This is a genomic window from Pseudomonas sp. GW823-FHT04A03, from assembly GCF_058796615.1.
Map to the genome: position 1 here is coordinate 145,183 of NZ_JBXAIV010000014.1, position 25,578 is coordinate 170,760.

Here is a 25,578-nt window from a genome sequence, read left to right on the forward strand (position 1 = left end):
ACCTTATTCAGGACGAGACAAACGCCAATAAAAAGCCCCGCCTGGTGATCCAGACGGGGCTTTTTTATGCCTCAAGGTTTCATCAGGATGGCGGGAAAACCAGCGCATCCGGCACGTCGATATCCCACGACACACCCGGATCATCCACCGCGACTTCAATCACCCGAGCTTGGGCAAACAACGGTCGCGCGCCCCGGTCACCCGACAAAGCCATCAGCCCGGTTGCGAACGAGCGACCAAACCCGACCGGATGCCCATAGTCACCGTTCAACGTCGGCACGCTGACCGCATCCTCGGCAATCGCCGCCACGACCCGCTCAATACTCGACGGCAGGATGAACGGCATATCCCCAAGCACAATCAGCCAGCCATCGACATCCGGGCAAGCCGCGACACCGGCCGCGATGCTGTCGCCCATTCCCGTGGTCTCGATCGAGACAATGTCACACCCGTAAGCCTGCGCCATGCGCATCGCCTGCGGCCGCGCCTCGGTCGTCACCAGCACTCGCTGATCGAGACTCGCCGGCAAGTTGACCAACACCTGCTCGATCACCGAACGCACCGCGCCATCACGCCCGGTGCAATCGGCCAGCAACTTGTCCTTGTCGGCACCCGCCACTTCGCGAAAGCGACTGCCCTCGCCCGCCGCCAGCACAATCACTCCGATGGATCGGCTCATACACTCTCCACTGTTTTCTTCTGCTTGAGCTCGACACCATTCTTGATCGCGACGATTTCCGCCAACAGCGACAAGGCGATTTCCGCCGGGGAATGGCTGCCGATATGCAAACCGATCGGCCCGTGCAAACGGGCGATAGCCGCTTCTGACAAGCCTAGCTCAGCGAGATTTTCCCGACGCTTGATGCTGTTGACCCGCGAGCCGAGCGCACCGACATAGAACGCTTTGGAATCGAGCGCCGTGAGCAGCGCCATGTCATCCAGCCGTGGATCGTGAGTCAGCGCGACAATCGCCGTGCGCTCATCGGTCTGGATATTCAGCACCGCCTCGTCGGGCATGCCGGGGACAAACCGACCATGCTGCTCTTCCCAGCCATAGACGAACTCGGTACGCGGATCACAGATCAGCACTTCGAAATCCAGCAGCCGCGCCATCTCGGCCACATACCGCGACAACTGCCCGGCGCCGATCAACAGCAGGCGCCAGCGCGGGCCGCAAATGGCACGCAGGGTCTGGCCGTCGAAACTCAAGGTGTCAGTCTTGCTGGCGGGTCGCAACACCACCTCGCCAGTGCCGATGTTCAGCTCACGCGCGACGATTTCATGGGCCTCGCAGCGATCCAGCAACTCGGCGACCCACGCCGGATCGCCGACCCGTTCCTCGGTCAGGCGCAGGGTGCCTCCGCAAGGCAGGCCGAAGCGCGCGGCTTCTTCCTGCGTTACGCCGTAGGTGATCAACTGCACCGGCGGCCCGTTGGCGGAAATCCGCCCATCGTGCAGCCGGGCGATCAGATCGTCCTCGACGCAACCGCCGGACACCGAACCGATCACCACGCCATCTTCGCGCAACGCCAGCATCGCGCCGGGCGCCCGGGGTGCGGTGCCCCAGGTCTGCACCACCGAAAACAACACTACCCGCTGCCCGGCGCGGCGCCATTCGAGCACGCTGCGCAGGACATTGAGATCGGCGCTGTCCATCACGCTTGCGCCTTTTGCCAGCCCTGCAACTGGTAACGCACCGGCAGGTTACGGATGCGCTGACCGGTGGCGGCGAAGATCGCGTTGCACAGTGCCGGCGCAATCGGCGGCACGCCAGGCTCACCGACACCGCCCAGCGGCACCTCGCCCGGCGGCGTCACCAGATGCACCGCGACTTCCTTCGGCGCCAGCGACATGCGCGCCACTTCATACATATGGAAGTTGTCTTGCTGCACCTTGCCGTCCTTGAAGCTGATTTCACCCCACACGGCGTTGCCCAGGCCCATCACACAGGCGCCTTCGAACTGCGAACGGATCCGCTCGGGATTGATCTGCGGGCCGCAATCCACAGCGATATCGGCCTTGTGCACGATCAGCGTACCGTCGTCCTTGACCTCGACTTCGATCACCGCCGCCACGTAGGTGACGAAGCTGTAATGCACGGCCAATCCGAGACCACGGCCCTTGGGCAATTGACGCCCCCACCCCGCCGCCTTGGCTGCCGTTTCCAGCACGGTGCGCATGCGCCCGGTGTCGATCGGATAACGCTCGGGGGATTCGCCATAGTTCCATTCTTCACTGAGCGTACGCGGGTCGATCTGTCGATCAGGGCCGAGCAACTTGATCTGGTACTTGAGCGGATCTTCCTTGGCCTTGTGCGCCAGTTCGTCGACGAAGCTCTGGATCGCAAAACCATGGGGAATGTTCGACACCGAGCGATACCAGCCCACCCGCGTATGCACCGTGGCTTCAGGGTTTTCCAGGCGCACGTTGGGAATCGCGTAGGCCATGTTGGTAAAGCCCATGCCCAGCTCGAACGCAGCTTCGTGATTCATGCCCGGCGCAAACAGCGCCGTGATGCTCGGCGCCACCGTGCGGTGCAACCAGGCGGACGGCAAGCCGTCCTTGCCCACGCCGGCCTTGAGGTATTCGGCGGACACGGTGTGGAAATACGAGTTGTGGATGTCGTCTTCCCGGGTCCACTGCACGCGCACTGCCTTGCCAGGAAATTCCTTGGCGAGAACGGCAGCTTCAACGACGAAGTCCGGTTTGGACTTGCGGCCGAAACCACCGCCCAACAGCGTGACATTGAAGGTCACATTATCGAACGGCAGTCCCAGGCGTTCGGCGATCCGCTCGCGGGTAACCTGCGGCGCCTGGCTCGGTGCCCACGCCTCGCAGGTGCCATCCTTGTAACGGGCGATGGCGACCATCGGCTCCATCGGTGCCTGGGCCAGATGCGGCAAGTAATAAGAGGCTTCCAGCGCGCTGGCTGCACTGCCGATGGCCTTGTCGATATCGCCGGTATTGCGCACGACTTTGCCCGGTTTCAGCGAAGCGGCTTCGATCTCCTTGCGATAGGCGACCGAGTCATAAGTGGCGTTCGGGCCATCGTCCCACTCGATTTTCAGCGCTTCGCGGCCCTTCAATGCCGCCCAGGTGTTGCTGGCCACCACGGCCACGCCACCCAACGGCTGGAATTCCGAAGGCAATGGCCGGGGTTCGATCTGGATGACTTTGAGTACGCCCGGCACTTTCAGCGCGGCGCTGTCGTCCACTGATTTAACCTTGCCGCCGTAAACCGCCGGACGCGCAATGACCGCGAACAGCATGCCGTCGAAATGCACGTCGGCGCCGTACACCGCGCGACCATTGACGATGTCGGCACCGTCGATGGCCTTGGTGCCTTCCTTGCCGATGTAGCGGAATTCCGACGGCTGCTTGAGCCGCAGGCTGTCACGGGCCGGCGCCATCAACGCACTGGCCGCAGCGGCCAGCTCACCGTAACCCAGCTCGCGCCCGGACGGTGTGTGAATGACTTTATGCAGTTGCGCGCGGCATTCGCCGACCGGCACCTTCCACTGCGCAGCAGCGGCCTGCTCCAGCATGGTCCGCGCGGCGGCGCCGCAACGGCGCATCGGTTCGTACCAGTGACGCATGCTGCGCGAGCCGTCGGTGTCCTGGTTGCCGAAGCGCACTTCATCACCCGGCGCCTGCTGAACCTTGACGTGCGCCCAGTCGGCTTCCAGTTCATCGGCGACCACCATGGTCAGGCTGGTGCGCACGCCCTGGCCCATTTCCGAACGGTTGCAGACCACGGTCACCGTGCCGTCAGCGGCAATACTGACGTAGACCTTCGGATCGTCGATCCAGCCGTTGGGCATGCCGTCGGCGCCGAACTGCTTCGGCTTGTCTTCGGCCAGCGCATCCTGCCAGCCCCAGCTCGCCGCCAGCACCAGCGCGCCGGTGGCGCCGACGCCCTTGAGGAAGCCCCGGCGACTCAGGTTGCTCAGGGCGAAATCGTTCGGTAGACGGCTCATGCCTTGGCCTCCTTCAGGTGAGTGGATGCCTGACGGATCGCGGTCTTGATCCGGTTGTAGGTGCCGCAGCGGCAGATGTTGCCGACCATCGCCTCTTCGATCTGCTCATCGCTCGGGTTCGGGTTGGTCTTGAGCAACGCGGTGGCGGACATGATCTGCCCACCCTGGCAGTAACCGCATTGGGCCACAGCCGTGTCGAGCCAGGCTTGCTGGACGATCTGACCGACCGGGTCGGCATGCAGGTTGTCGATGGTGGTCACGTTCTGCCCGACCACCGAACCGATCGGGGTGATGCAACTGCGCGCCGGCGCGCCGTCGATATGAATGGTGCACGCACCGCAGAGGCCCATGCCGCAGCCGAATTTGGTGCCGTTGTAACCGGCGACGTCACGGATCGCCCACAACAGCGGCATGTCCTCGGTGACATCGAGTGGATGGTCTTGACCGTTGAGTTTCAGGGTAATCATGGGCACGCCCGCATATTCATGGAGGTTATGGGGTCGAGCCATCTGCCACCGCAGGGACGGTGGTGGTTCGCGCAGATCGGCTCAGGCTAATCAGGCTCTCTTGTGCCGACGGGAACGTCTGCACCGGGCCTTTGGTGGAGCAAATGACTGGTATCGTTAGCTGGCTACGTTAACCCGCGATTAACAAAAAAGCCCTGCACTTTTTAAATAGTGCAGGGCTTTGGGTTCAGCCTTGAAAGCGTAGCCTCAATAGCGATTGGGCTCCATTTCCAGCTCGACATTGAAACGTTCTGAAATGTCTTTCTGGATGCGCTGGGCCAGATCGAGCAATTGCAGCCCGGTCGCCGCGCCGTAGTTGACCAGCACCAGCGCCTGCAATTTATGCACGCCGGCATCGGCCTCACGGAAACCTTTCCAGCCGGCGCGCTCGATCAACCAGCCGGCCGCCAGCTTCATCTGCCCGTCCGGTTGCGCGTACGCCACAAGATCCGGGTGTTGCGCCTTGATCTGTGCGACCACGTCCGCCGACACCAGCGGGTTCTTGAAGAAACTGCCGGCATTGCCGAGCACCGCCGGATCCGGCAGTTTTTCACTGCGGATGCTGCAAATGGCGCGGCTGACATCCGTCGGCGTCGGCTGCTCGATGCCCTGTTCGGTCAGGCGCTGCCGCACCGGGCCGTATTCAAGGTGCAGATGCGCGACTCGATCCAGTGCGAAGCGCACTCGCAGGATCAGCCAACGACCCGGCTGCTGCTTGAACACGCTGTCGCGGTAGGCGAAGTTGCATTCTTCCAGGCTGAAGTCGCGCAGCTCGCCGGTCTGGCGATCCAGCGCCGTCAGGCCGGCGAACACATCCTTGATCTCAACCCCGTAGGCTCCGATGTTCTGCATCGGCGCCGCGCCGACAGTGCCGGGGATCAGACTGAGATTCTCCAGCCCGGAAAAACCCTGCGCCAGCGTGTGCTGCACGAACGGGTGCCACGGCTCGCCGGCTTCGGCTTCGATCACCACACGATTGCCGTCGTCGCTAAGGACGCGAATGCCACGGGTGGCCATGCGCAGCACCAGCGCCGGGATGTCCGCCGTGAGCAACAGATTGCTGCCGCCACCGATCACCAGCAACGGCACGTCGTGGGAAGTCGCGTAAGCCAGGGCTTCGCGCACATCGGCGTCACTGTGGGCTTCGGCAAACAGCTGCGCGCGAACGTCGACGCCGAAGGTGTTGAAGGGTTTCAGGGAAACCTGCGGCTGTACCTGCAAACTCATAACCGCCCCTTCACTTCAATCAACAGCTGATCGCAGGCACGCTCGATCAGATCCAGCACCTGCTCGAAGCCCTGATCGCCGTCGTTATACGGATCCGGCACCTCGTCGACCACGCCTGCATAGCGGCGCAGGAACAGATCCAGTTCGGCCTTGCCGGTGGACGGTTGCAAGGCCTTGAGGTTGCGCAGGTTGCTGTTGTCCATGGCGAGGATCAGGTCGTAGCTGGCGAAATCGGCGCGGCTGACCTGCTGGGCGCGTTGCGCCGACAGGTCATAACCGCGCAATTTGGCCGCAGCCTGACTGCGCTTGTCCGGCGGATTGCCGACGTGCCAGTCGCCGGTGCCGGCGGAGGCCACTTCGACCTGATCCGCCAGCCCCGCTTCACGCAACTTGTGGCGCAACACACCTTCGGCGGTGGGAGAACGGCAGATGTTGCCCAGGCACACAAACAGAACGCGCATCAGGCCTCCAGCAGGCGACGGACGCGCTCGAGGTCTTCGGCGGTGTCGACTCCGGTCGGCGGCGCGATCAACGCGTCAGCCACGTGAATCCGCACGCCGTGCCACAGGGCACGCAGCTGCTCGAGGGATTCGGTGTTTTCCAGCCAGCACGGCCCCCAGCTCACGAAGTCCTGAAGGAAGCCTGCGCGGTAGGCATAAATGCCGATGTGACGACGATACGGCACGCCTTCCGGCAGCACATCGCGGCTCTTGGCGAACGCATCGCGGGCCCATGGCAGGGTCGCGCGACTGAAGGTCAGCGCCAGACCGTTGAGGTCGCTGACAACCTTGACCACGTTCGGGTTGAACAGGGTTTCCACGTCTTCGATGGGCTCGGCCAAGGTGGCCATGCGCGCTTCGGTGTGGGCCGCGAGGTTGGCGGCGACCTGATCGATCACGCTCGGCGGGATCAGCGGCTCGTCACCCTGCACGTTGACCACGATGGCATCCGGCTCCAGACCCAGCTTCGCAGCCACTTCGGCCAGACGGTCAGTGCCGGAGTTGTGATCTTCACGGGTCAGCACCACTTCGGCGCCGAAGGCCTTGCAGGCCTCGACAATGCGCGCATCGTCGGTCGCCACGACCACACGGCTGGCGCTGCTTTTGCTCGCCTGTTCCCAGACGTGCTGGATCATCGGCTTGCCGGCGATGTCCAGCAGCGGCTTGCCCGGCAGACGGGTCGAGGCGTAGCGCGACGGGATGACAACGGTGAAGGCGGTGGTCATTTATCCAGACGCTCGTCGGTGGTCAGGGTGCGGGCTTCGCTTTCCAGCATGACCGGGATGCCGTCGCGGATCGGGTACGCCAGGCCGGCGCCCTTGCTGATCAGTTCGGTCTTGTCGGCGCTGAGCTTGAGCGGGCCTTTGCAGATCGGGCAGGCGAGGATGTCGAGCAATTTGGTGTCCATGAACATTCCCTGGATAAAAACGGATTAAGGCAAAAGACGATCCGGCAACAGGCGCATCAACTGCGTGTCAAACCAGGCCACGAAGGCCGGCGACGGCACGGCATCGACCGCCAGGTACCACCAGTCATCGGCGGCGAAGTCGCGGCACTTCACCGCGTCCTTCTCAGTCATCACCACTGGCAATGACGGCGTGAAACTCAAGGCCTGCACGCTGTATTCGGCGTGGTCGGCAAACGCGTGGGGCACAGGTCGCCAGTCTAGCGCTTCGAGGGTATTGAAGAAACGTTGCGGGTTGCCGATCCCGGCCACCGCGTGCACGGCCTGACCGGGCGAAAAATGATCGAGCGGCCGGCGTTCGCCGCTGCGCAGATTGACCAGCGCCGACGGTTTGAGGCGGAAAGCGAAACCGCCGTCGCGATCCTCAAGGGCGCCGTTGAACAGCACACCGTCAACGCTTTGCAGGCGCTCGGCCGGTTCGCGCAGGGGGCCAGCAGGCAGGCAACGCTGGTTGCCAAGGCCACGGGCGGCGTCGATCAGCACCAGTTCCAGATCCCGCGCGAGGCGGTAATGCTGCATGCCGTCATCGGACAGGATCAGGTCCAGCGGCTCGCTGTCCAGCAGGGCTCTGACGGCGGCGCTGCGATCGGGGTCGATCATCAGCGGTACGCCGGTGCGCTGCACGATCAGTAAAGGTTCGTCGCCGGCGATGTCGGCAGTCTGGTCAGCTTCGACCCGCCACGGCAATTGCGCCGGTTTGGCGCCATAGCCACGGCTGACCACCCCGACCCGCAGCCCGTGGCGTCGGCAGTGCTCGATCAGCCACAGGATCATCGGCGTCTTGCCGGTGCCACCGACGGTGATGTTGCCAACCACGATCACCGGCACCGGCGACTGATAGATATCACCCTCGCCGTCGAGAAAACGCTGACGCTTGCCGGCCACGACGCGGCGGTACAGCCACTCCAGCGGCCGCAACAGCGTCAGGGCCGGGTGCCCCTGATACCACGCGGCGAGCAGACGATCGGACATGGCCATCAGGATTTGGGCGCCGCCTCGACCGTGGTCATGCGCAGATGGCTGAAACCGAGCTTGCCGGCCGCGTCCATGGCGGTGATCACGGATTGATGCTGAGTCTTGCCGTCAGCACTGATCGACAACGGCATATTGGTGTCGCCGTTGGCTTCTTTCTGCATGGCTTCCATCAGGGTCGCCAGGTCGTTCTTCGGCAGAATCTTGTTGTTCACCGAGAACACGCCTTCGGCGCTGATGGCCACGTCCAGTTGCTTGACCTGCTGGTCCTCGGCCGGCGAGCCGCTGACCGCTTCCGGCAGATCGACGCGCAGCTGGGTTTCGCGGGTGAAGGTGGTGGTCACGACGAAAAACAGCAACAGGATGAACACCACGTCAATCAGCGACGCGAGGTTGATGTCGATGGTTTCCCGGGGTTTGCGACGGAATTTCACGCTTTTTCCCCGGCCAGATCGACGTCACGGTCGCCCTGCACCACTTCCACCAGTTTGATCGCTTCCTGCTCCATGCCCACCACCAGTTCATCGATGCGGCGTTGCAGGAAACGGTGGAAGAACACCGCCGGAATACCGACCATCAGGCCCGCAGCAGTGGTGATCAATGCCTTGGAAATACCGCCGGCCAGCACCGAAGCGTTGGTGGTCATGCCGGAGCCGGTGAAGGCGCTGAAGATGTCGATCATGCCCAGCACCGTACCCAGCAGACCGAGCAACGGCGACATGGCGGCGATGGTGCCCAGCGCGTTGACGTACCGTTCCAGCTCGTGGATGACCCGGGCGGCGGCCTCTTCGATGCACTCCTTCATGATCTCGCGACCATGCTTGGAGTTGGCCAGGCCCGCGGCGAGGATTTCCCCCAGCGGCGAGTTGGCGCGCAATTCCTTGAGTTTTTCCTTGTTGAGCTGCTTGTCCTTGATCCAGACCCAGACCTGACCCAGCAGATGCTCAGGGGTGACGCGACTGGCGCGCAGGGTCCACAGGCGCTCGGCGACGATCGCCATGGCGGCGATGGAACTCAGAATGATCGGCAACATCATCCAGCCGCCGGATTTGACCAATTCCCACACAGTGACAGCCCCCTCGAAAAAGTGCGCCACTTTACCATACCGGTTCGCGATAAAGACCCGTCGCCCCGACGACCGTGCTCAACGGTACTCCGCCCCCGGCAACGGCGGGGCGCGCCAGAAGCGGCGTTGTTGACGCATCGACCGGGCCGGCTGAAACCGCCCCAGTTGCAGATGAATGGCGCCCTGCTCGGCGCTGTCATGGATGTGTATGCCCTGTTTGCGGTAGCGGGCAATGACCGTCGGGTGCGGATGGCCGAACGAATTGCCCTGCCCTCGGGAAATCAGCACGGCCTGAGGCTGCAAAGCCTTGAGCAAGGCCATCGATGAGGAACTGCGGCTGCCGTGATGGGGGGCTTGCAGCCATTGGGTTTGAACTGCCAGCGCGCTGTTGAGCAGGTCCCGTTCGGCGGCGCTGTCGATGTCACCGGTCAGCAGCAACCGCTCGCCGTTGGCTTCGATCTGCAACACACAGGAACGTTGGTTGCTGTCATGGGCGTCGGCCCATTGCCATAGATGAAAGGCAACGCCGTCCCACTGCCATTGCCGGCCACTTTCACAGGCCTCAGCGTTCAGCGCTTCGGGCAGCCCCGGCGGATCGCCGCTGATGACCCGGCGGACCGGCAATCCTTTTGCCACGGCGAGTGCGCCACCCGCGTGATCGGCATCGGCATGGCTGAGCAGCATCAGATCGAGGTGTTCCACGCCCAGCTTGCGTAACGCCGGCAGCACCACTCGCTCACCGAGGTCGAAATCGCCGAAACGCGGGCCGCTGTCGTACAGCAAGGTGTGATGCCGGGTGCGGATCAGAATCGCCAACCCCTGGCCGACATCCAGTTGCCAGACATCGGCCACGCCTTCGGCCAGACGTTCCCGGGGCGGAAATGCCAGCACCAGCAGCAACGGCCAGCCCAAGGGACGCAAGGGAACGCCTCGGGGGAGCAATAACAACAAAGCACCAAGACCTCCCAGCGCCCAGACCCACCACTCCATCGTCGTCGGCACCCACGCTGGCCAACGCCCGGCAATCAGGGCCAGTGCCCGGAACAATCCATCGATCAGTCCACCGGCCAGCCACAGCAGCCCTTCGCCGACATAGGGGATCGGCAGCAGCAATGTCCCCAGCAACGCCGGCGGCAGTACCGCGAAACTGACCCACGGCACCGCCAGCAGATTGGCCAGTGGCCCACTGAGACTGATCGGCAGGCTCAGCGCCACCAGCACCGGGCACAAGCCGATCGCGATCAGCCACTGCGCGCGCGTCCAGGTCTGCCACCAGCGCCACGGCCCCAGACGGCCGCCGAAGGTAAAGATCAGCACGGCGACCGCGATAAAGGACAGCCACAACCCCGGACGCAGACTGGCCAGCGGATCCATTAACAACACGCCGTTGAAGGCCAGCAGCAACGGCCACCACGCACCGAGGTGGCGAAAACGCAAACGCCACAACAACACCAGCGCAACCATCACGCAGGCCCGCCGCACTGGCACGTCGAATCCGGCCAGCAGGCCGTAACCCAGCGCCGCCGCGAACGCCAGACCGCACGCCCAGGGCAGCCAGGGCCAACGCAACGGCCAGATCCCGACCCGCGCCAGCCCGGCGACCAGCGCATACATCAACGCCGCCAACAGCCCGATGTGTTGACCGGAAATCACCAGCAGGTGCACAGTGCCGGTGTCCTGCAAGATCTGCCAGTCTTCGCGACTGAGTCCCGAGCCATCGCCGAGCACCAACGCGGCCAGGGCTCCGTTGCGTCCCTGAGCATCCACCGCCAGCAGGCGCTGACGGATGCTGTCGCGCCAAGCCCAATGAGCCGGCGCCAGGCGCTCGCCATCCTTCACCGTCCCGGTAGCGCCGATGCGTTGCGCCAGCAGCCAGGCTTCGTAATCGAACGCATCCGGATTGAGCAGACCACCGGGGCGCTTGAGCTTGACCGCCAGTCGCCACCGTTCGCCACTTTTGACCTCAGGCCCGGCGTACCACGCCAGACGCATCAGCGATGGCAGTTTCTCGTGACGCGAGCGCGCATCGGCCAGTTCGAAGCGCACGACGCCCTCGGCATTCTGCGGCAAGCCGACGACCCGCCCTTCCACCCAGCGCGTTTCGCCATCCAGCCGGGAAGGCAGTCGATCATTCAACGCCAGCTGCGCGCTGAAACCCGCCCATGTGAATCCAAGCAGTAAAAACGCCAGTGGATAGCTGCGAAACGGCAGCAGCATCAGCGCCACCCACGGCAACACCAGCAATAACCCGACCGGCGGCAAGGCCGGTAAAAAAACCGGAGCCAGCAGACCGACCGCCAGCGCCATCATCCCTGTGCGCATAAGCCCGTCCTTGAGAGTCCCCCCTCAGGCATAGCGGTTGCGGGGCACGTGCGTCGTTATCAATTGTCACAAAGTCTGAATGGGCGGTTCGTAGAATCCAGACATACTTGCCGCCTTAACCGACCGAGAAGCCTTATGCCCCGGCGCTTATTCAAACGTTACATGCCCGACCCGACGAGCATCAGGGAACATAAATCCTTACGCTTTCTCGGCACGTTGCTGCATGACCCGAACCTCTGGCACCTCAACCGGCACTCGGTGGCCCGCGCCATGGCCGTTGGCCTGTTCGCCGCGTTCCTGCCGATTCCCGCGCAAATGCTGGTGGCCGCCGTCCTCGCGATCATGGTGCGCGGCAATATGCCGATTGCCGTCAGTCTGGTCTGGCTGACCAATCCGATCACCATGCCGGCGGTGTTCTTCTGCACCTACCAGGCCGGGGCCTGGCTGATGGATGTGCCCGCCCGCACCCTCCCCGATGAATTGACCTGGGAATGGATCAGCGGTGAGCTCTCGACCTTGTGGCAACCGTTCCTGCTGGGTTCGGTGGTGGTCGGGCTGGCACTGGGCGCCCTCGCCTATTGTCTGGTGATGATGTACTGGCGCTGGTGGGTGGCCCGGCAATGGGCGCGGCGCAAGAAAAGACGTCAGGCGTGAATGCAAAACGGCCTCCACTGTGGGAGGCCGTTTTTCATTGCAGCATTGCAGGGATCAGGTGCGCATGCCGCGCCCGCTTACCAGCAACCGCGAACAACCGATATACAACACCACGGTCGCCACCAGCATGAAGGTGATCGCGATGCCGATACGGATATCCGACACACCGAGGATGCCGTAACGGAAGGCGTTGACCATGTGCAGCACCGGGTTGGCCAGCGACACGGTCTGCCAGAACGGCGGCAGCAAGGTGATCGAATAGAACACGCCACCGAGGTAAGTCAGCGGGGTCAGCACGAAGGTCGGGATGATCGAGATGTCATCGAAGTTACGTGCGAACACGGCGTTGATGAAGCCCAGCAGCGAGAAGATCGTCGCCGTCAGCACCACCACCAGCACCGTCACACCGAGATGGTGTACCTGCAAATGGGTGAAGAACAACGACAGAATCGTCACGATCACACCCACCATCAGGCCTCGCAAGACGCCACCGATCGTGTAACCGATCAGAATGGTGTGCGGCGAAACCGGCGACACCATCAGTTCTTCGATGGAGCGCTGGAACTTGCTGCCGAAGAAGCTCGACACCACGTTGCCGTAGGAGTTGGTGATCACCGACATCATGATCAGACCCGGCACGATGTACTCCATGTAGGTGAAGCCACCCATGTCGCCGATCTGTCGACCGATCAGGTTACCGAAGATCACGAAGTACAGGACCATGGTGATCGCCGGTGGCAGCAGGGTCTGCGGCCAGATCCGGGTGAAGCGTCTGACTTCGCGGTACACGATGGTGTTGAGGGCAACGAGGTTGGGGCGCAGCTCGGAACTCATACCGCCACCTTCGACAGATTTTTCTCCACCAGGGACACGAACAGCTCCTCGAGGCGATTGGTTTTATTGCGCAGGCTCAGCACTTCGATGTTCTGCAGGGCCAGTTGGCCGAACAACGCGGTGATGCCCATGGACTTGTCGACCTGGACTTCCAGGGTATGGCCGTCCAGCAGGCGAGCCGGATAGCCCGCCAGTTGCGGTGCGGCGCTCAGGCCGTTCTTCAGGTCCAGCAGGAAGGTTTCCACATGCAACTGGCCGAGCAACTGGCGCATGCTGGTGTTCTCGACGATGGTGCCGTGGTCGATGATGCCGATGTTGCGGCACAACTGCTCAGCCTCTTCCAGGTAGTGGGTGGTGAGGATGATGGTGATGCCTTTCTGGTTCAGTTCGGTGAGGAACGTCCACATCGAGCGACGCAGTTCGATGTCGACGCCGGCCGTCGGTTCGTCGAGGATCAGCAGACGCGGCTCATGCACCAGCGCTCGGGCGATCATCAAGCGACGCTTCATGCCGCCGGACAGCGAACGCGACGGCACATCGCGCTTGTCCCACAGGCCGAGCTGGGTCAGGTACTGCTCGGCGCGCTCCTTGGCGATCTTCGCCGGAATGCCGTAGTAACCGGCCTGGGTCACGACGATGTCGAACGTCTTTTCGAACTGGTTGAAGTTGAATTCCTGGGGTACCACGCCGATGGAGCGCTTGAGCGCCGCCGGGTTCTTGTCCAGGTCGTGGCCAAAGATATTCACCGTGCCGCTGGTCTTGTTGACCAAGGTCGAGAGAATGCCGATGGTCGTGGATTTGCCGGCGCCGTTGGGGCCGAGCAAGGCGAAGAAGTCACCTTCGGCGACGTCCAGATCGATACCACTCAAGGCCTGGAACCCGTTGCCGTAGGTTTTGGTTAGCTGCCGGATGGACAGAGCGGAACTCATATCGGATTTACGCACCCAGTGAAGAAAAAAGGACTGATAAACGGCCGGCGGCGAGGAAGACAACCGCAGCGCTCGAGCGCAATGGTGCTTGCCGTCGCCGCACAAGTACAGTCAAGTGTGTCGATAGTAGGTATTAAGTCAACGCGGTCATGACAGCTTTCTGATACGCCGGACGCTGCTTCAACCGCGCGTACCAGGCTTCAAGATTCGGCTGTGGCGCGCGCTCGATCGGCATCTCGAACCAGGCATAAATGAAACTGCCGAGCGGGATATCGCCCATGCCGATTTCATTGCCGGACAGATACGGCTGGTGCTTCAGTGCCTGATCGGCCATCGCCAGCAAGCCGTCACATTCCTTGATCGCCGCGTGGATTGCCGGCCAGTCCTGCTTGTCTGCCGGGGTACGCAGGACACCCCAGAACACTGTGCGAAACGGTCCTGCAAAACTGGAAGTCGTCCAGTCCATCCATTTGTCAGCGGTGGCGCGGGTCTGCGGATCCGCCGGATACCACGAGGTATCGGCCGCATGTTTTGCCAGCAGGTAACGCACGATGGCATTCGATTCCCACAACACAAAACCGTCGTCCTGAATTACCGGCACCCGCCCGTTCGGGTTCATCGCCCGGTACTCCGGCGTGTCGACCACACCAAACGCGCCACCGGCATCGATGGCCTCGTAGGCCAGCCCGAGCTCTTCGGCAGCCCACAACGGCTTTCTGACATTCGACGAATTCTTGCGACCCCAGATCTTCAGCATGACCGCCTCTTTTCCAGTAAATGGGCAGGCAGCATACGCCGGATCAGAGGCGGCCGACATCACCGCGCATGTCACCGGCCAGTGGCGTCTGCTGATCGTTGAACAGGTGCGGATAACATTTCTGCAGATGGTCGAAGAAAAAAGATTCCGGTACATCGGCGAACTGGCCGTGATCGACCAGGTACTCCATCAGCAGCGCACCATCGCTGTTGTACGGGTGGAAAACGCTGTCGTTCATGCCGTCGAATTCCAGCGGCGCAACATTGAACATTTCGCAGAGCTTCTGGTTGAACGCGGGTGTGGCTTTCACCCAGCGATCATTGAGAAACAGCTCGGTATAACCATGCATGGCGAACACTTCGCTTCTCAGCAGTTCAAGCAGACGCGGCGTCGACAGATGATTTTTCACATCCGCCAGACCGATGCGTGCGGGGATCCCGCAATGGCGCGCGCAACCGGCGAGCAACGTGGCCTTGGGCACGCAATAACTCTCACCCGCCGCCAGCGCATAGCTGCCGCGCAAGGTCTGCGGGTCGCGGCTAAAGGTATACATGTTGTAACGCACCGCCTCGCGCACAGCGTAATAAAGACTGATCGCCTGCGCGAGCGGATCGCGGCTGGCACCACGGTGCTGCTCGGCGAACTCCACCACCGAGGGGTGGTCACTATCGATGAAGCGGCCGGGGCTCAGATACTCGTGCATGACGACATTCTCCTGGTTGAGCCCCGAGTCTAGCGAGAGGTTCAGCACAGAGATAACGACGTTTCGGCCAAACATGCACGCAAAGACGCGGAAGCGGCGAACGATTTCCCACGCGTGTTGCCCACCGAACCTACAAAAGACATCCGGGGTTTCCCACGATTTCAATCACCTTGCTCTGACCGCCCCGTTTTGCAGATGCCGTCTAAGCTCTGGTGGGTCGGTTCGCCCTGGTTCACGGAGGATTAAATATGCTGTTGTTGTGGATACTGGTTCTGATCGTCGGCGTGGCGTATCTGGCCCACCGGCGCATCGCCCCGCTGCCGGCACTGGGTATCGTTGCCGCTTACCTGTTGGCGATGGGGATTTTCAGCCACGCACCGGGCTGGTTGCTGCTGATTTTCTGGGTGGTGCTGGCGCTGGTGGCCGCCCCGCTGTTGTTGCCTGACCTGCGCCGCAAACACTTCACCGCGCCGCTGTTCAGCTGGTTCCAGAAAACCCTGCCACCGATGTCGCAGACCGAACGCGACGCGATCGACGCCGGCACGGTGTGGTGGGACGGCGAACTGTTCAGCGGCCGTCCGGATTGGGACAAGCTGCTGTCCTATCCCAAGGTGCAACTGAGCGAAGAGGAACAGGCGTTCATCGACGGCCCGACCGAAGAGCTCTGCGCCATGGTCACCGACTGGCAGATCGGCCAGTCGATGGACCTGCCGCCCGAAGCCTGGACCCACATCAAGGAACACGGTTTCTTCGCCCTGATCATTCCCAAGGAATTCGGCGGCAAGGGTTTCTCCGCTTACGCCCACTCCCAGGTGGCGATGAAACTGGCGACCCGCAGCGGCGACCTGGCCTCCACCGTGATGGTACCGAACTCCCTCGGCCCGGCCGAACTGCTGCTGCATTACGGCACCGACGAACAACGCAATCATTACCTGCCACGGCTGGCCCGGGGCGACGACATTCCGTGCTTCGCCTTGACCGGCCCGCTTGCCGGCTCCGATGCTGGCGCCATGCCCGACACCGGGATCATCTGCAAAGGCGAATGGGAAGGTCAGGAAACCCTCGGCCTGCGCCTGAACTGGGAAAAACGCTACATCACCCTCGGCCCGGTCGCGACCCTGCTCGGACTGGCCTTCAAGGCCTATGACCCGGATCACCTGCTCGGTGACAAGGAAGACCTCGGCATCAGCCTCGCGCTGATCCCGACCGACACTCCCGGCGTGGAAATCGGTCGCCGCCACCTGCCACTGGGCGCTGCGTTCATGAACGGCCCGAACTCCGGCAAGGACGTATTCATCCCGCTGGACTTCCTCATCGGCGGCCAGGACATGCTCGGCAAAGGCTGGATGATGCTGATGAACTGCCTGTCGGTCGGGCGTTCGATCTCGCTGCCGGCAGTGGGCACCGGCGCGGCCAAGTTCACCAGTCTGGTGACCGGGCAGTACGCGCAGATTCGCGAGCAGTTCAACGTGCCGCTGTCAGCGTTCGAAGGCATTCAGGAAGCCATGGCACGCATCGGCGGCAACGCCTGGATGATGGACGCCGCGCGGATGCTGACCGCCAATGCGGTGGATCTGGGCGAAAAACCTTCGGTGCTGTCGGCGATTCTCAAGTATCACCTCACCGAACGCGGTCGCGAGTGCATCAGTCACGCGATGGATGTGCACGGCGGCAAGGCGATCATCATGGGCCCGAACAACTACCTGGGCCGCAGCTGGAACGGCGCGCCGATCTTCATCACCGTGGAAGGCGCAAACATTCTTTCGCGCAACCTGATGATCTTCGGCCAGGGCGCGATCCGCTGCCATCCGTTCGTGCTCAAGGAAATGGCCCTCGCCGGTCGCGAGGACAAGGATCAGGCACTCAAGGAATTCGATGGCCTGCTGCTCAAGCACATCGGATTTGCCGTGAGCAACGCCGCCAGCACGCTGGTGCTGAACCTCGGTTTCGGCCATTTCGAACATGCGCCGGGAGACAAGCTCAGCCAGGGTTATTTCCGCGCCCTCAACCGTCAGGCTGCCGCGTTTGCCATGCTCGCCGACCTGAGCATGATGCTGCTGGGTGGCGAGCTGAAACGCCGCGAGCGTCTGTCAGCACGTCTGGGTGATGTGCTGAGCAACCTGTATCTGGCGTCGGCGGCGCTCAAGCGTTATCACGACCTCGATTCCCCGGCGTACATGGAACCGCTGTTCCGATGGGCCATGGAAGAAAGCCTCGGCCAGTCGGAAAAAGCGCTGGATGAACTGCTGACCAACTTCCCGAACCGGGTCTTCGGCTGCCTGCTGCGAGCGATCGTGTTCCCGTTCGGTCGCCGTCACAAAGGCCCGTCGGACAGACTTGGTGCCGAAGTGGCCGCCGTCATCGGCCGCGCCAAGGGCGATCCGGCGCTGGAAGAACTGCTTGCCGGCTGCTATCGCCCGCAATCGGCAGACGATGCGGTCGGCGCGCTGCAGCACGCCTGCGATCAACTGAACGCTGCGCAACCGCTGCACAAAAAACTGCACACTTCGCTCAAGAGCGGTCAGGTCAAACCGGTCGCCGGCGAACACGCCATCGATGCGGCGCTGGAGGCAGGGGTGTTGCAGGCCGTGGAGGCCCTGACCCTGCGAGATGCCGAAGTGGCGCGGCGCAAGGTGATCGATGTCGATGATTTCGACAAGGAGCAACTGAAACCGGCGGACGGCAAAATCCGCTGATCCCTTCAATCAGTGAAAAACGGGCGCAGGGGCTTTATACTCCCGCGCCCGTTTTGCTCTTGAGGACTTATCTCGTGTCCAACGTCGTTGCCGATCATCTGGTTTTGCTCGACCACCTGCGCAGTATCCTGGTCGCCGTAGGTGAGGCCGATCAGGTTCCCGAAGAAAGCCATGCCCTGTTCCTGGAGCGTTTCGACGAACTGCTGGCGTCACTGCCGATCGAGCCGATCGAAAGCCAATACCTGGGCCAGGACATCCTGACTCAAGTGATTACCCGTTACCCGCAAATTGCCCACCTGATCCCGCGGGATCTGCTGTGGTTCTTCGCCGGCGACTGCCTGCACTACCTGTCCGACGAAGAAATCGACATGTATCAGGCGCTGGAAGAACGCCGCTACGAAGCCGAACAGAACGACGAACCGTTCGACTGGAACCAGGAAAAACAGCTGCTGGCAATGTCCGCCCAGGACAGCAAGCACTGATTTTCGCCCGTTAAAAAAGGCCCGCATGGTGATCCATGCGGGCCTTTTTTATCGGGTCAAAGCAACCCCTCACTCTCGGGCAATTCGTACTCGGCCAACGGTTTTGAACCGCCAGACTTTCCCGGCTTGCTCAGGGTCGGCTCTTTCTCCAGACACTCCACCAGATAGTCGATGAACACCCGCAGCTTCGGCGGCAGATAGCGCGTCGGCGAGTGCAGCAACCACAACCCGCCGTGGTAAGACGCCAGGAACGTCCAGTCCGGCAGGACCTGCACGATCAGCCCCTGCTCCAGGGCATAACGCGCGGTGAAATACGGCAGGCTGCCAATGCCGATGTGCTGCAACACGGCGCCCAGGCGCACGCCGGTGTGATTGGCGGCATACCGCCCGCGCACGCCGACGGTGACGGCTTTGGTGCCTTTCTTGAATTTCCAGCGCGCATCACTCGGGGTTTCGCCCAGATAGATGCAACTGTGGTTGAGCAAGTCGTGGGGATGGGTCGGCGTCCCGTGTTCGGCCAGGTATTGCGGTGTCGCGCAGAGCAAATGGTCGATGGTCAGCAGTTGTCGTCCCACCAATCCGGCCGGTGGACGATCCGTGATGCGAATGGCCAGGTCGACATGATCGTCGATCAGATCCACCTGGCGATCTTCCAGCAACAGCTCAACATCGACCTTCGGATAGCGCCGCAGAAACTCCGGCATGTGCGGATGGATCACGAAACGCCCCACCGCTTTCGGCACGCTGACCCGCACCAGCCCCTCGGCTTCGTGGGTGAACTGGCCGCTGATCTCCATCACCGACTTCGCCGCGCTGACCATTTCCTGGCAGCGCTTGAACACCTCTTCCCCGCCATCGCTCAAGCGCAGTTTGCGTGTGGTTCGTTGCAGCAGACGCGTGGCCAGCGCCTTCTCCAGCCGGGAAATGCTGCGGCTGACTGCCGACGGTGATGAGCCCAATTGTCGAGCGGCTTCGGAGAAGCTGCCGGTCTCGACAACCTTGACGAAAATCGCCATTTCACCGAGCAGCGGCAGCGGGAGATTTATGCTCACAGCGCAACAGTCCTTTGATGTTTGAACGGATTATCACGTTATTGCACGATTCATATAATTAAAAAAGAAACTTTAATAAGGGCATGGAATATGACGCTTCGCCTCTTTTTCCATAGTGATGACCTCAAGGCCAATGTGGAAGTCCTCGACTGCACGCCCCACGAGAACGAATTCGCCGTTGTGTTGCGCGCCACGCTTTTTCATCCTCAGGGCGGTGGCCAACCCTGTGATACCGGCTGGATTGGCGACAGCCAGGTTATGCGGGTCGTTCAGGAACCAGACCGGATCATTCATTTCGTCGATCAGTCGGTGCCGTTGGGCATGACCCAGATTCGCGTCGACGAAGAACGCCGCCGCTTCAACACCCGCATGCACTCTGCCGGGCATTTGATCGGCCACTTTGTCCAGGCCATGGGTTGGATGCCGATCAAGGCCCACCACTGGCCAGACGAAGGCCGGGTGCAGTTCAAACCCGGAGATTCGGCCCAGGAAGTCGATGCAAAAATCGTTCAATACGGCATCGGGCAATGGATCGAACACGATCTGCCACGCCTGACGTCCCTGCGCGAAGGCGCGCGGGAAATCGGTTTCGGTGAACTGCCAGCCTATGGCTGCGGTGGCACCCATGTACGCAGCCTGAAGGATCTGGGCACAGTCACGATCGCGTCCCTTTCGCAGAAGAAAGGCACGTTGTCCGTCCACTACAGCGTGGATTGAGGATTTCGGGCGCTGCCAGATGCAGCGTCCGACGCCGGGGGAACCGCGTTCGCCGGTTCCGTTGACTATTCGATAGATGGACCTGAAACCATGATGCTTGACGTCGAGCGTCTCGATGAGACGTGCATAAAAAAACTGGCCAACGAAGAAGTCCTCGCCATCCGCGTCAAGGGCTTTCTGCCCCAGGCGCAGGCGATCCAGATTGGCGACAAGATTCTCGCCCCCGGCTTCGAGGGCTACATCAACGCCCCCAGCATCGGCCGCATCGGCATGGCGTTCTACGAGGCGGAAAACCAGCCGCTGCTGATCGAAGACTACTTCGAGCGCGCCACCAGCAACATTGCCGAACTGCGCAACCGGTGCGCGCCCTACTCGTCCCCGGTCGACACCCTGCGCTGCATGCTCGACGAATCCTGGCCGGCGGGCGCCCATCTGGAAAACCTCTACGGTCGCAAGATGTATGTCGGCCTGTCCCGGGTGGTGAAACCGGGCGTGTGCTTCCTCGCCCATCACGACATCTTCGCCAAGGATGCTCCGGAGAGTTTTCAGGCTCGCAGTCTCGAGGCGCAGTTCGCCTGCAACGTCTACCTCAACATGCCGACCGAGGGCGGCGCGTTGCAGATGTGGGAAGACGACATCTCGCCGGACCGCTTCGACGAAATGCGCGGCGACAGCTACGGCATCGACCCGGCACTGCTCGGCCCGCCCGCACTCGAAGTACGCCCGGAGCCGGGGGATTTCATCATGTTCAATTCGCGTCGCATGCACTCGGTAACGCCGGGTGTGGCCGATCCGCGCTTGAGCCTTTCGTTTTTTGTCGGTTATCGCGGCAATGCTTCACCCCTGACTTTCTGGAGCTGAAATGACATCGAATTACCTGGGCGAGTTTCTGGCGCTGGCCACCATCCACTTTCTGGCCGTGGTCGCTCCCGGACCGGACTTCGCCGTGACCATCCGCCAGAGTGTGCGTTTCGGCCGCTTGGTCGGCATCTGCACGGCACTGGGCATCGGCGCGGGAATTTCCGTGCACGTGCTGTACACCCTGCTGGGCGTCGGCGCCTTGATGCACACCACGCCCTGGCTGCTGACCGTCGCCAAAGTGGTCGGCGGTGCTTACATCCTTTACCTGGGCGTCAGCCTGATCCGCAGCAAACCCAAGACGACACTGGAAGGCGAAAAGACCAGCGACGAACCACTGGTTGAGCAATCGCTGTTCAAGGCATTTACCACCGGCTTCCTGACCAACGCCACCAACCCCAAGGCCACGCTGTTTTTCCTGGCGATCTTCACCACGATCATCAGCGCCAGCACACCGCTGCAAATCCAGGCGCTGTACGGGTTATGGATGTGCGGGGTGAATGCGTTGTGGTTCGTGATCGTCGCGCTGTTCTTTTCCAGCAGCAAAGTGCGCGTGCTGTTCATGCGCATGGGCCACTGGTTCGAGCGCAGCATGGGGGTGATTCTGATCCTGTTTGCCGGGCGTCTGGTGTTGTCGATGTAAACATGCTGATCGGAGAGGCCCGACCCAGACAGATTGGGCGGGCTTTTTCGATTCTGCGCCGCTTTTGCATTTCTGTGCGACGCGTCCCACTTCGGGGGCTCCCCTATCACTCGCTGGTGGTGTTAGTTTGCGAAACCGTCTGACGCTTCGATCAGACACTTCCTACTCACTGCCTGCAAAGGAATGCCCTTAGCAATGGACTTTTCACTCAAGCAACTGGCCGCGTCGACTTTGATTCTGGCCAGCCTTTCGTCCGTCACACTGCCAGCCCACGCCAACCTGACCGAGCAGCAGAGCGCGACCATCCTCAAGACCTTCAATGAGGCAAAGGTCAGCGACTTCAGAGCGTTTCTCGGTGATCTGGCCAAGAACGACCTGAGCAAGACTGACGATCTGCGTCCGGCCATCAGCGCCTTCATCGACAACAAGACGCTGACTGCCGAACAACAGAACGAAATCCATCGCCTGCTCGGTATCTACACCCGCGTGAAGTACGGCAAAGCAGCCCTGGACACCCTGCGCGAACTGGTGGAAATCCCGACCTTCCGCAAGGACGGTGTCGATCAGCACGACAACCCCGAATTCATCAAGATCGCCGCCAAGATCAAGGATCTGGCTGAGTCTTTCGGCCTGAACTACCGCAACATCGACAACCGCGTTTACGAAATCTCCCTCGACGGCAGCGGCAAGGACGTCGTCGGCATTCATGCTCACGCCGACGTGGTACCGGTAACACCGGAGAACTGGGTGCTGAAGGACGGCACCAAACTCGACCCGTTCAAGGTCACGCTGATCGGCGACCGCATGTACGGCCGTGGCACCGAGGACGACAAGAACGGAATAGTGGTGACGCTGTATGCCATGAAAGTCATCAAGGAAGAAAAGCTGCCGCTGGCGCGCAATTTCAAACTGCTGGTGGACACCACCGAAGAAACCACCGGCGACGCGATTCCTTACTACTTCGAACGCAACCCGACGCCGGAGTACAACCTGGCACTGGACGGCGGCTATCCGGTGGTGATTGCCGAGAAAGGTTACGGCACGGTCATGGCCAAGTTCGCCAAGCGCAAGGCTGAGGGCAAAGGCGCGGAAATCACCTCGATGACCGGCGGCCTGGCGACCAACCAGATTCCATCGGTTTCGGTCGTCACGCTGGTGACCGACAAACCCGCCGACCTTGCCGCCAGCCTGCAAAAGGCCGGTGCTGAATACGCCAAGCGCAATGGCGGCGATTTCGAAGTGACCGCCAAGGTCGATGGCAAAGACGTCAAACTCACCGTCACCGGTGTTTCCGCGCATTCGTCCGAACCAGAGTCCGGCGTCAACCCGGTCGCCCGCATGCTCGACTTCATTCACAGCGTGGACGGCAAGATCGCCTTCAAGCACAACCACATCACCGACGCTGCGCACTACGCCGCCGACAACTGGGGTCTGGATTACAAGGGCAGCAAACTGGGCGTCGGTTTCGCCGATGACTTCATGGGCCCGCTGACCACGTCGCTGACCTACGTCGGCATGGACGACAAAACCTTCAAACTCGCGGTCAACCTGCGCGTGCCGAAGGGCAAGTCGCCGGAAGTGCTCAAGACAGAAATCGCCGACAAACTGGCAGCCTGGAGCAAGAAAAACCATGTCGCGGTGAACTTCGACTATTCGATCGCCGAACCGATGTACCGCAACCCTGAAGGCGAGTGGGTCAAGGCGTTGCTGGCCGTGGCCACCGAGAATCTGGGCATGAAACACGAATTCGGCACCTCGGCCGGCGCCACCTCGGTGCATGAACTGCCGAACGGTGTGCAATTCGGCCTGGCACGACCGGAGGTCAAGTACACCGGTCACACCGATGGCGAGTTCAAGACCGTTGACCAGTTCCTGCTGGACCTGCAGATCGTCACCGAAATGATGGGACGCATCGGGCAGCTGCCGAAACTGTGATCCGTACGTCGATGCCACAATGAACAAAAGGCCCGCCGGTTCCCACCGACGGGCCTTTTCAATTCAGTCGGCGACCGCCATGTCCATTCGACTGCGCAGGAAAAACCGCCTCCCCATCAGCAGCATTGCCAACGTCAATGCCGTGATCAGCCCCAACCAGATACCTTGCGGACCCCAGCCCAACCCGAACGCCATCAGGCAACCCAGCGGCAAGCCGACACCCCAGTAACAGAAAATCGCCAGCCACATGGGCACGCGAGTGTCTTGCAAACCACGCAAGGCACCGGCGGACAGCATCTGCAAACCATCGGGAAACTGTAGAGCCGCGGCGTACAGCAAAAGCGTCGAGGCGAGTGCGGTGACCGCCACATCTGCGCTGTACCAACCCGCTATCGTTTCATTGCCCAGCAGCATGACCATTACCGAAAGGCTTTGCACGACCAGGACGATAACGCAGCCTGCCCCGGCGGCCTGCCGGACTCCTTTGGAATCACCTCGCCCTAGCGCATGACCGACCCGAACGGTCGTGGCTTCAGCCACGGCAACCGGGATCATGAAACACAATTGCGCCATATTCACCGCGATCTGATGGGCAGCCAGAAAAGTCGAACCGAGGCGGCCAATCAGCAGCGAGGTGACAATGAACAGACTGCCCTGGGTCAAAATCGCGATGCCGATCGGCATTCCAACCCTCAACAAATCAACGATGCCGGCAAGACGCGGCGGATCGAAGCGGGCGAACAACTGCAAATGCGCCAGACACTTGCCGCGCCAGAGGTACACAGCGAACAGCAGCGCTTGCAGCCACATCATCACTGCCGAAGCAATGCCCAGCCCCTGTGCACCCAGCTCGGTAAAACCCAGCTTGCCATTGGTCAGCACGTAACCCAAAGGCGCCAGCAGCAGGAGCCCGCCAAAACCGAAGACCATGGTCGGACGCATCCAGTGCATCCCTTCGCACAGATAGCGCATGCAGAAAAACAGGGTCAGTGCCGGACTTCCCCAACGCACCGCCTCCAGAAAGGCCTGCGCGCCGGGAATGATCTCCGGCGCAATCCCGGCAGGCGCGAGCAGAAACGGCGCAAGGCTGAGAAAACCGAACATGAGCACTCCCATGAACACCGCGAGCCACAGCGCCTGACGAAAGATCGGCGCGATCTCGCCTGTTCGATTCGCGCCGTGCAAAAGGGCGACTGAAGCGGTCAGCGCAATCAATGTTCCGATCGGCACCAGCATCGGCAGCCACAACAACGCCGTGCCGAGCGTGACGGCAGCCAAGGTATCGGTGCCGTGATTGCCCGCGATGAGGTTGTCCACGAAAGCAATCAGCCCTGCGCACAGGTGCCCTATGACCAACGGAAGCGACAGCCATGCGGTTGCTCGAATCTCGTGCAGATGGCAGGGAGGTCTGATCGTTTGTGACATTAAGGTGAGATCCTCGAAATCGATCACCCCGATTCAACCATCAGGGCTGACGGGGCGGACGTTATCTCAGAATTGATCGATGGCTGGCTGTCAGACGCTTCCGCAAATCACGGATTCACCGTAGGAAAGTTGTAACAGAGCTCAGCAAACACAAAAAACGCACAAACAAAAACGCCGCTCATCACTGAGCGGCGTTTTTGTGAATATGGAGCGGGAAACGAGACTCGAACTCGCGACCCCGACCTTGGCAAGGTCGTGCTCTACCAACTGAGCTATTCCCGCAATGGCGTCCCCTAGGGGACTCGAACCCCTGTTACCGCCGTGAAAGGGCGGTGTCCTAGGCCACTAGACGAAGGGGA

25 protein-coding genes and 1 tRNA gene are annotated in these 25,578 nt (G+C 61.6%); 7 read left to right on the forward strand and 19 right to left on the reverse strand.

Translation table 11 applies throughout. The features are described 5' to 3' along the window. Positions 1 to 82: 82 nt before the first annotated feature. The 12 genes from AC1Q9F_RS26085 to AC1Q9F_RS26140 all read right to left on the reverse strand — a co-directional run bounded on the left by AC1Q9F_RS26085 (position 83) and on the right by AC1Q9F_RS26140 (position 11,534). Complete coding sequence (locus AC1Q9F_RS26085; protein ID WP_492621246.1) at positions 83 to 679, reverse strand: nucleotidyltransferase family protein; 597 nt, start codon at positions 677 to 679, stop codon at positions 83 to 85. Beyond that, on the reverse strand, positions 676 to 1,656 hold the full coding sequence (locus tag AC1Q9F_RS26090) for an XdhC family protein (protein WP_492621247.1): 981 nt from the start codon (positions 1,654 to 1,656) through the stop codon (positions 676 to 678). The genes AC1Q9F_RS26085 and AC1Q9F_RS26090 overlap by 4 nt, the downstream gene beginning before the upstream one ends. Then, positions 1,656 to 3,977: a xanthine dehydrogenase family protein molybdopterin-binding subunit gene (locus AC1Q9F_RS26095; protein ID WP_492621248.1), complete on the reverse strand. Its 2,322-nt coding sequence runs from the start codon at positions 3,975 to 3,977 to the stop codon at positions 1,656 to 1,658. The genes AC1Q9F_RS26090 and AC1Q9F_RS26095 overlap by 1 nt, the downstream gene beginning before the upstream one ends. Next, on the reverse strand, positions 3,974 to 4,444 hold the full coding sequence (locus AC1Q9F_RS26100) for a (2Fe-2S)-binding protein (protein ID WP_039770687.1): 471 nt from the start codon (positions 4,442 to 4,444) through the stop codon (positions 3,974 to 3,976). The genes AC1Q9F_RS26095 and AC1Q9F_RS26100 overlap by 4 nt, the downstream gene beginning before the upstream one ends. Positions 4,445 to 4,690: 246 nt before the next feature. Beyond that, positions 4,691 to 5,710, reverse strand: coding sequence for a UDP-N-acetylmuramate dehydrogenase (murB, locus tag AC1Q9F_RS26105; protein ID WP_492621249.1), 1,020 nt, complete (start codon positions 5,708 to 5,710; stop codon positions 4,691 to 4,693). Beyond that, on the reverse strand, positions 5,707 to 6,171 hold the full coding sequence (locus AC1Q9F_RS26110) for a low molecular weight protein-tyrosine-phosphatase (protein ID WP_492621250.1): 465 nt from the start codon (positions 6,169 to 6,171) through the stop codon (positions 5,707 to 5,709). The genes murB and AC1Q9F_RS26110 overlap by 4 nt, the downstream gene beginning before the upstream one ends. Beyond that, positions 6,171 to 6,935: a 3-deoxy-manno-octulosonate cytidylyltransferase gene (kdsB, locus tag AC1Q9F_RS26115; RefSeq protein WP_064383500.1), complete on the reverse strand. Its 765-nt coding sequence runs from the start codon at positions 6,933 to 6,935 to the stop codon at positions 6,171 to 6,173. Before kdsB ends, AC1Q9F_RS26110 begins: the two co-directional genes overlap by 1 nt. Further along, positions 6,932 to 7,117: a Trm112 family protein gene (locus AC1Q9F_RS26120; RefSeq protein ID WP_003174668.1), complete on the reverse strand. Its 186-nt coding sequence runs from the start codon at positions 7,115 to 7,117 to the stop codon at positions 6,932 to 6,934. The genes kdsB and AC1Q9F_RS26120 overlap by 4 nt, the downstream gene beginning before the upstream one ends. Positions 7,118 to 7,141: 24 nt before the next feature. Further along, positions 7,142 to 8,152, reverse strand: a complete 1,011-nt coding sequence (lpxK, locus tag AC1Q9F_RS26125; RefSeq protein WP_492621251.1) for a tetraacyldisaccharide 4'-kinase — start codon at positions 8,150 to 8,152, stop codon at positions 7,142 to 7,144. Continuing rightward, a complete protein-coding gene (locus AC1Q9F_RS26130; RefSeq protein WP_007950767.1) occupies positions 8,152 to 8,580 on the reverse strand; it encodes an ExbD/TolR family protein in 429 nt (142 codons plus the stop codon). The genes lpxK and AC1Q9F_RS26130 overlap by 1 nt, the downstream gene beginning before the upstream one ends. Further along, positions 8,577 to 9,212, reverse strand: a complete 636-nt coding sequence (locus AC1Q9F_RS26135; RefSeq protein ID WP_007950766.1) for a MotA/TolQ/ExbB proton channel family protein — start codon at positions 9,210 to 9,212, stop codon at positions 8,577 to 8,579. Before AC1Q9F_RS26135 ends, AC1Q9F_RS26130 begins: the two co-directional genes overlap by 4 nt. A gap of 78 nt (positions 9,213 to 9,290) precedes the next feature. Further along, complete coding sequence (locus AC1Q9F_RS26140; RefSeq protein WP_492621252.1) at positions 9,291 to 11,534, reverse strand: DNA internalization-related competence protein ComEC/Rec2; 2,244 nt, start codon at positions 11,532 to 11,534, stop codon at positions 9,291 to 9,293. 135 nt (positions 11,535 to 11,669) lie between these two features. Between AC1Q9F_RS26140 and AC1Q9F_RS26145 the strand changes: the two genes are divergently transcribed. Beyond that, positions 11,670 to 12,188, forward strand: a complete 519-nt coding sequence (locus AC1Q9F_RS26145) for a DUF2062 domain-containing protein (RefSeq protein ID WP_007950764.1) — start codon at positions 11,670 to 11,672, stop codon at positions 12,186 to 12,188. A gap of 54 nt (positions 12,189 to 12,242) precedes the next feature. Here AC1Q9F_RS26145 and AC1Q9F_RS26150 read toward each other — a convergent pair whose 3' ends face one another. The 4 genes from AC1Q9F_RS26150 to AC1Q9F_RS26165 all read right to left on the reverse strand — a co-directional run bounded on the left by AC1Q9F_RS26150 (position 12,243) and on the right by AC1Q9F_RS26165 (position 15,411). Then, positions 12,243 to 13,022 carry an ABC transporter permease gene (locus AC1Q9F_RS26150; RefSeq protein WP_007950763.1) on the reverse strand — a complete coding sequence of 260 codons (780 nt, stop codon included), beginning with the start codon at positions 13,020 to 13,022 and terminating at the stop codon, positions 12,243 to 12,245. Further along, positions 13,019 to 13,951: an ABC transporter ATP-binding protein gene (locus tag AC1Q9F_RS26155; protein WP_007950762.1), complete on the reverse strand. Its 933-nt coding sequence runs from the start codon at positions 13,949 to 13,951 to the stop codon at positions 13,019 to 13,021. The genes AC1Q9F_RS26150 and AC1Q9F_RS26155 overlap by 4 nt, the downstream gene beginning before the upstream one ends. Before the next feature lie 133 nt (positions 13,952 to 14,084). Continuing rightward, positions 14,085 to 14,708 (reverse strand): glutathione S-transferase family protein, encoded by a 624-nt coding sequence (locus tag AC1Q9F_RS26160; protein ID WP_179694093.1) that lies wholly within the window; start codon positions 14,706 to 14,708, stop codon positions 14,085 to 14,087. A gap of 43 nt (positions 14,709 to 14,751) precedes the next feature. Continuing rightward, positions 14,752 to 15,411, reverse strand: a complete 660-nt coding sequence (locus AC1Q9F_RS26165) for a transglutaminase-like domain-containing protein (protein WP_492621253.1) — start codon at positions 15,409 to 15,411, stop codon at positions 14,752 to 14,754. A 248-nt stretch (positions 15,412 to 15,659) separates the two neighbouring features. Between AC1Q9F_RS26165 and AC1Q9F_RS26170 the strand changes: the two genes are divergently transcribed. After that, positions 15,660 to 18,107 (forward strand): acyl-CoA dehydrogenase, encoded by a 2,448-nt coding sequence (locus AC1Q9F_RS26170; protein WP_492621254.1) that lies wholly within the window; start codon positions 15,660 to 15,662, stop codon positions 18,105 to 18,107. Between the two features lie 74 nt (positions 18,108 to 18,181). Next, on the forward strand, positions 18,182 to 18,589 hold the full coding sequence (locus tag AC1Q9F_RS26175) for a PA2817 family protein (protein WP_007950758.1): 408 nt from the start codon (positions 18,182 to 18,184) through the stop codon (positions 18,587 to 18,589). Between the two features lie 56 nt (positions 18,590 to 18,645). Here the strand turns inward: AC1Q9F_RS26175 and AC1Q9F_RS26180 are convergent, their stop codons facing one another. Beyond that, entirely contained in the window at positions 18,646 to 19,641 is a 996-nt protein-coding gene (locus AC1Q9F_RS26180; RefSeq protein WP_064598590.1) for a LysR family transcriptional regulator, read from the reverse strand. 90 nt (positions 19,642 to 19,731) lie between these two features. Between AC1Q9F_RS26180 and AC1Q9F_RS26185 the strand changes: the two genes are divergently transcribed. From AC1Q9F_RS26185 to AC1Q9F_RS26200, 4 genes are all read left to right on the forward strand, one after another. Then, positions 19,732 to 20,358, forward strand: a complete 627-nt coding sequence (locus tag AC1Q9F_RS26185) for an alanyl-tRNA editing protein (RefSeq protein ID WP_492621255.1) — start codon at positions 19,732 to 19,734, stop codon at positions 20,356 to 20,358. Between the two features lie 90 nt (positions 20,359 to 20,448). Further along, the gene (locus AC1Q9F_RS26190; RefSeq protein ID WP_007952184.1) at positions 20,449 to 21,219 is read left to right on the forward strand and encodes a 2OG-Fe(II) oxygenase; all 771 of its coding nucleotides are present in this window, start codon (positions 20,449 to 20,451) and stop codon (positions 21,217 to 21,219) included. A 1-nt stretch (position 21,220) separates the two neighbouring features. Continuing rightward, a complete protein-coding gene (locus AC1Q9F_RS26195) occupies positions 21,221 to 21,859 on the forward strand; it encodes a LysE family translocator (RefSeq protein WP_492621256.1) in 639 nt (212 codons plus the stop codon). Positions 21,860 to 22,054: 195 nt separating this feature from the next. After that, positions 22,055 to 23,794 (forward strand): dipeptidase, encoded by a 1,740-nt coding sequence (locus tag AC1Q9F_RS26200; RefSeq protein ID WP_492621257.1) that lies wholly within the window; start codon positions 22,055 to 22,057, stop codon positions 23,792 to 23,794. Between the two features lie 63 nt (positions 23,795 to 23,857). Here the strand turns inward: AC1Q9F_RS26200 and AC1Q9F_RS26205 are convergent, their stop codons facing one another. Next, on the reverse strand, positions 23,858 to 25,246 hold the full coding sequence (locus AC1Q9F_RS26205; protein WP_492621258.1) for an MATE family efflux transporter: 1,389 nt from the start codon (positions 25,244 to 25,246) through the stop codon (positions 23,858 to 23,860). Between the two features lie 179 nt (positions 25,247 to 25,425). Then, positions 25,426 to 25,501 (reverse strand) — tRNA-Gly (locus tag AC1Q9F_RS26210). Positions 25,502 to 25,578: the final 77 nt, after the last annotated feature.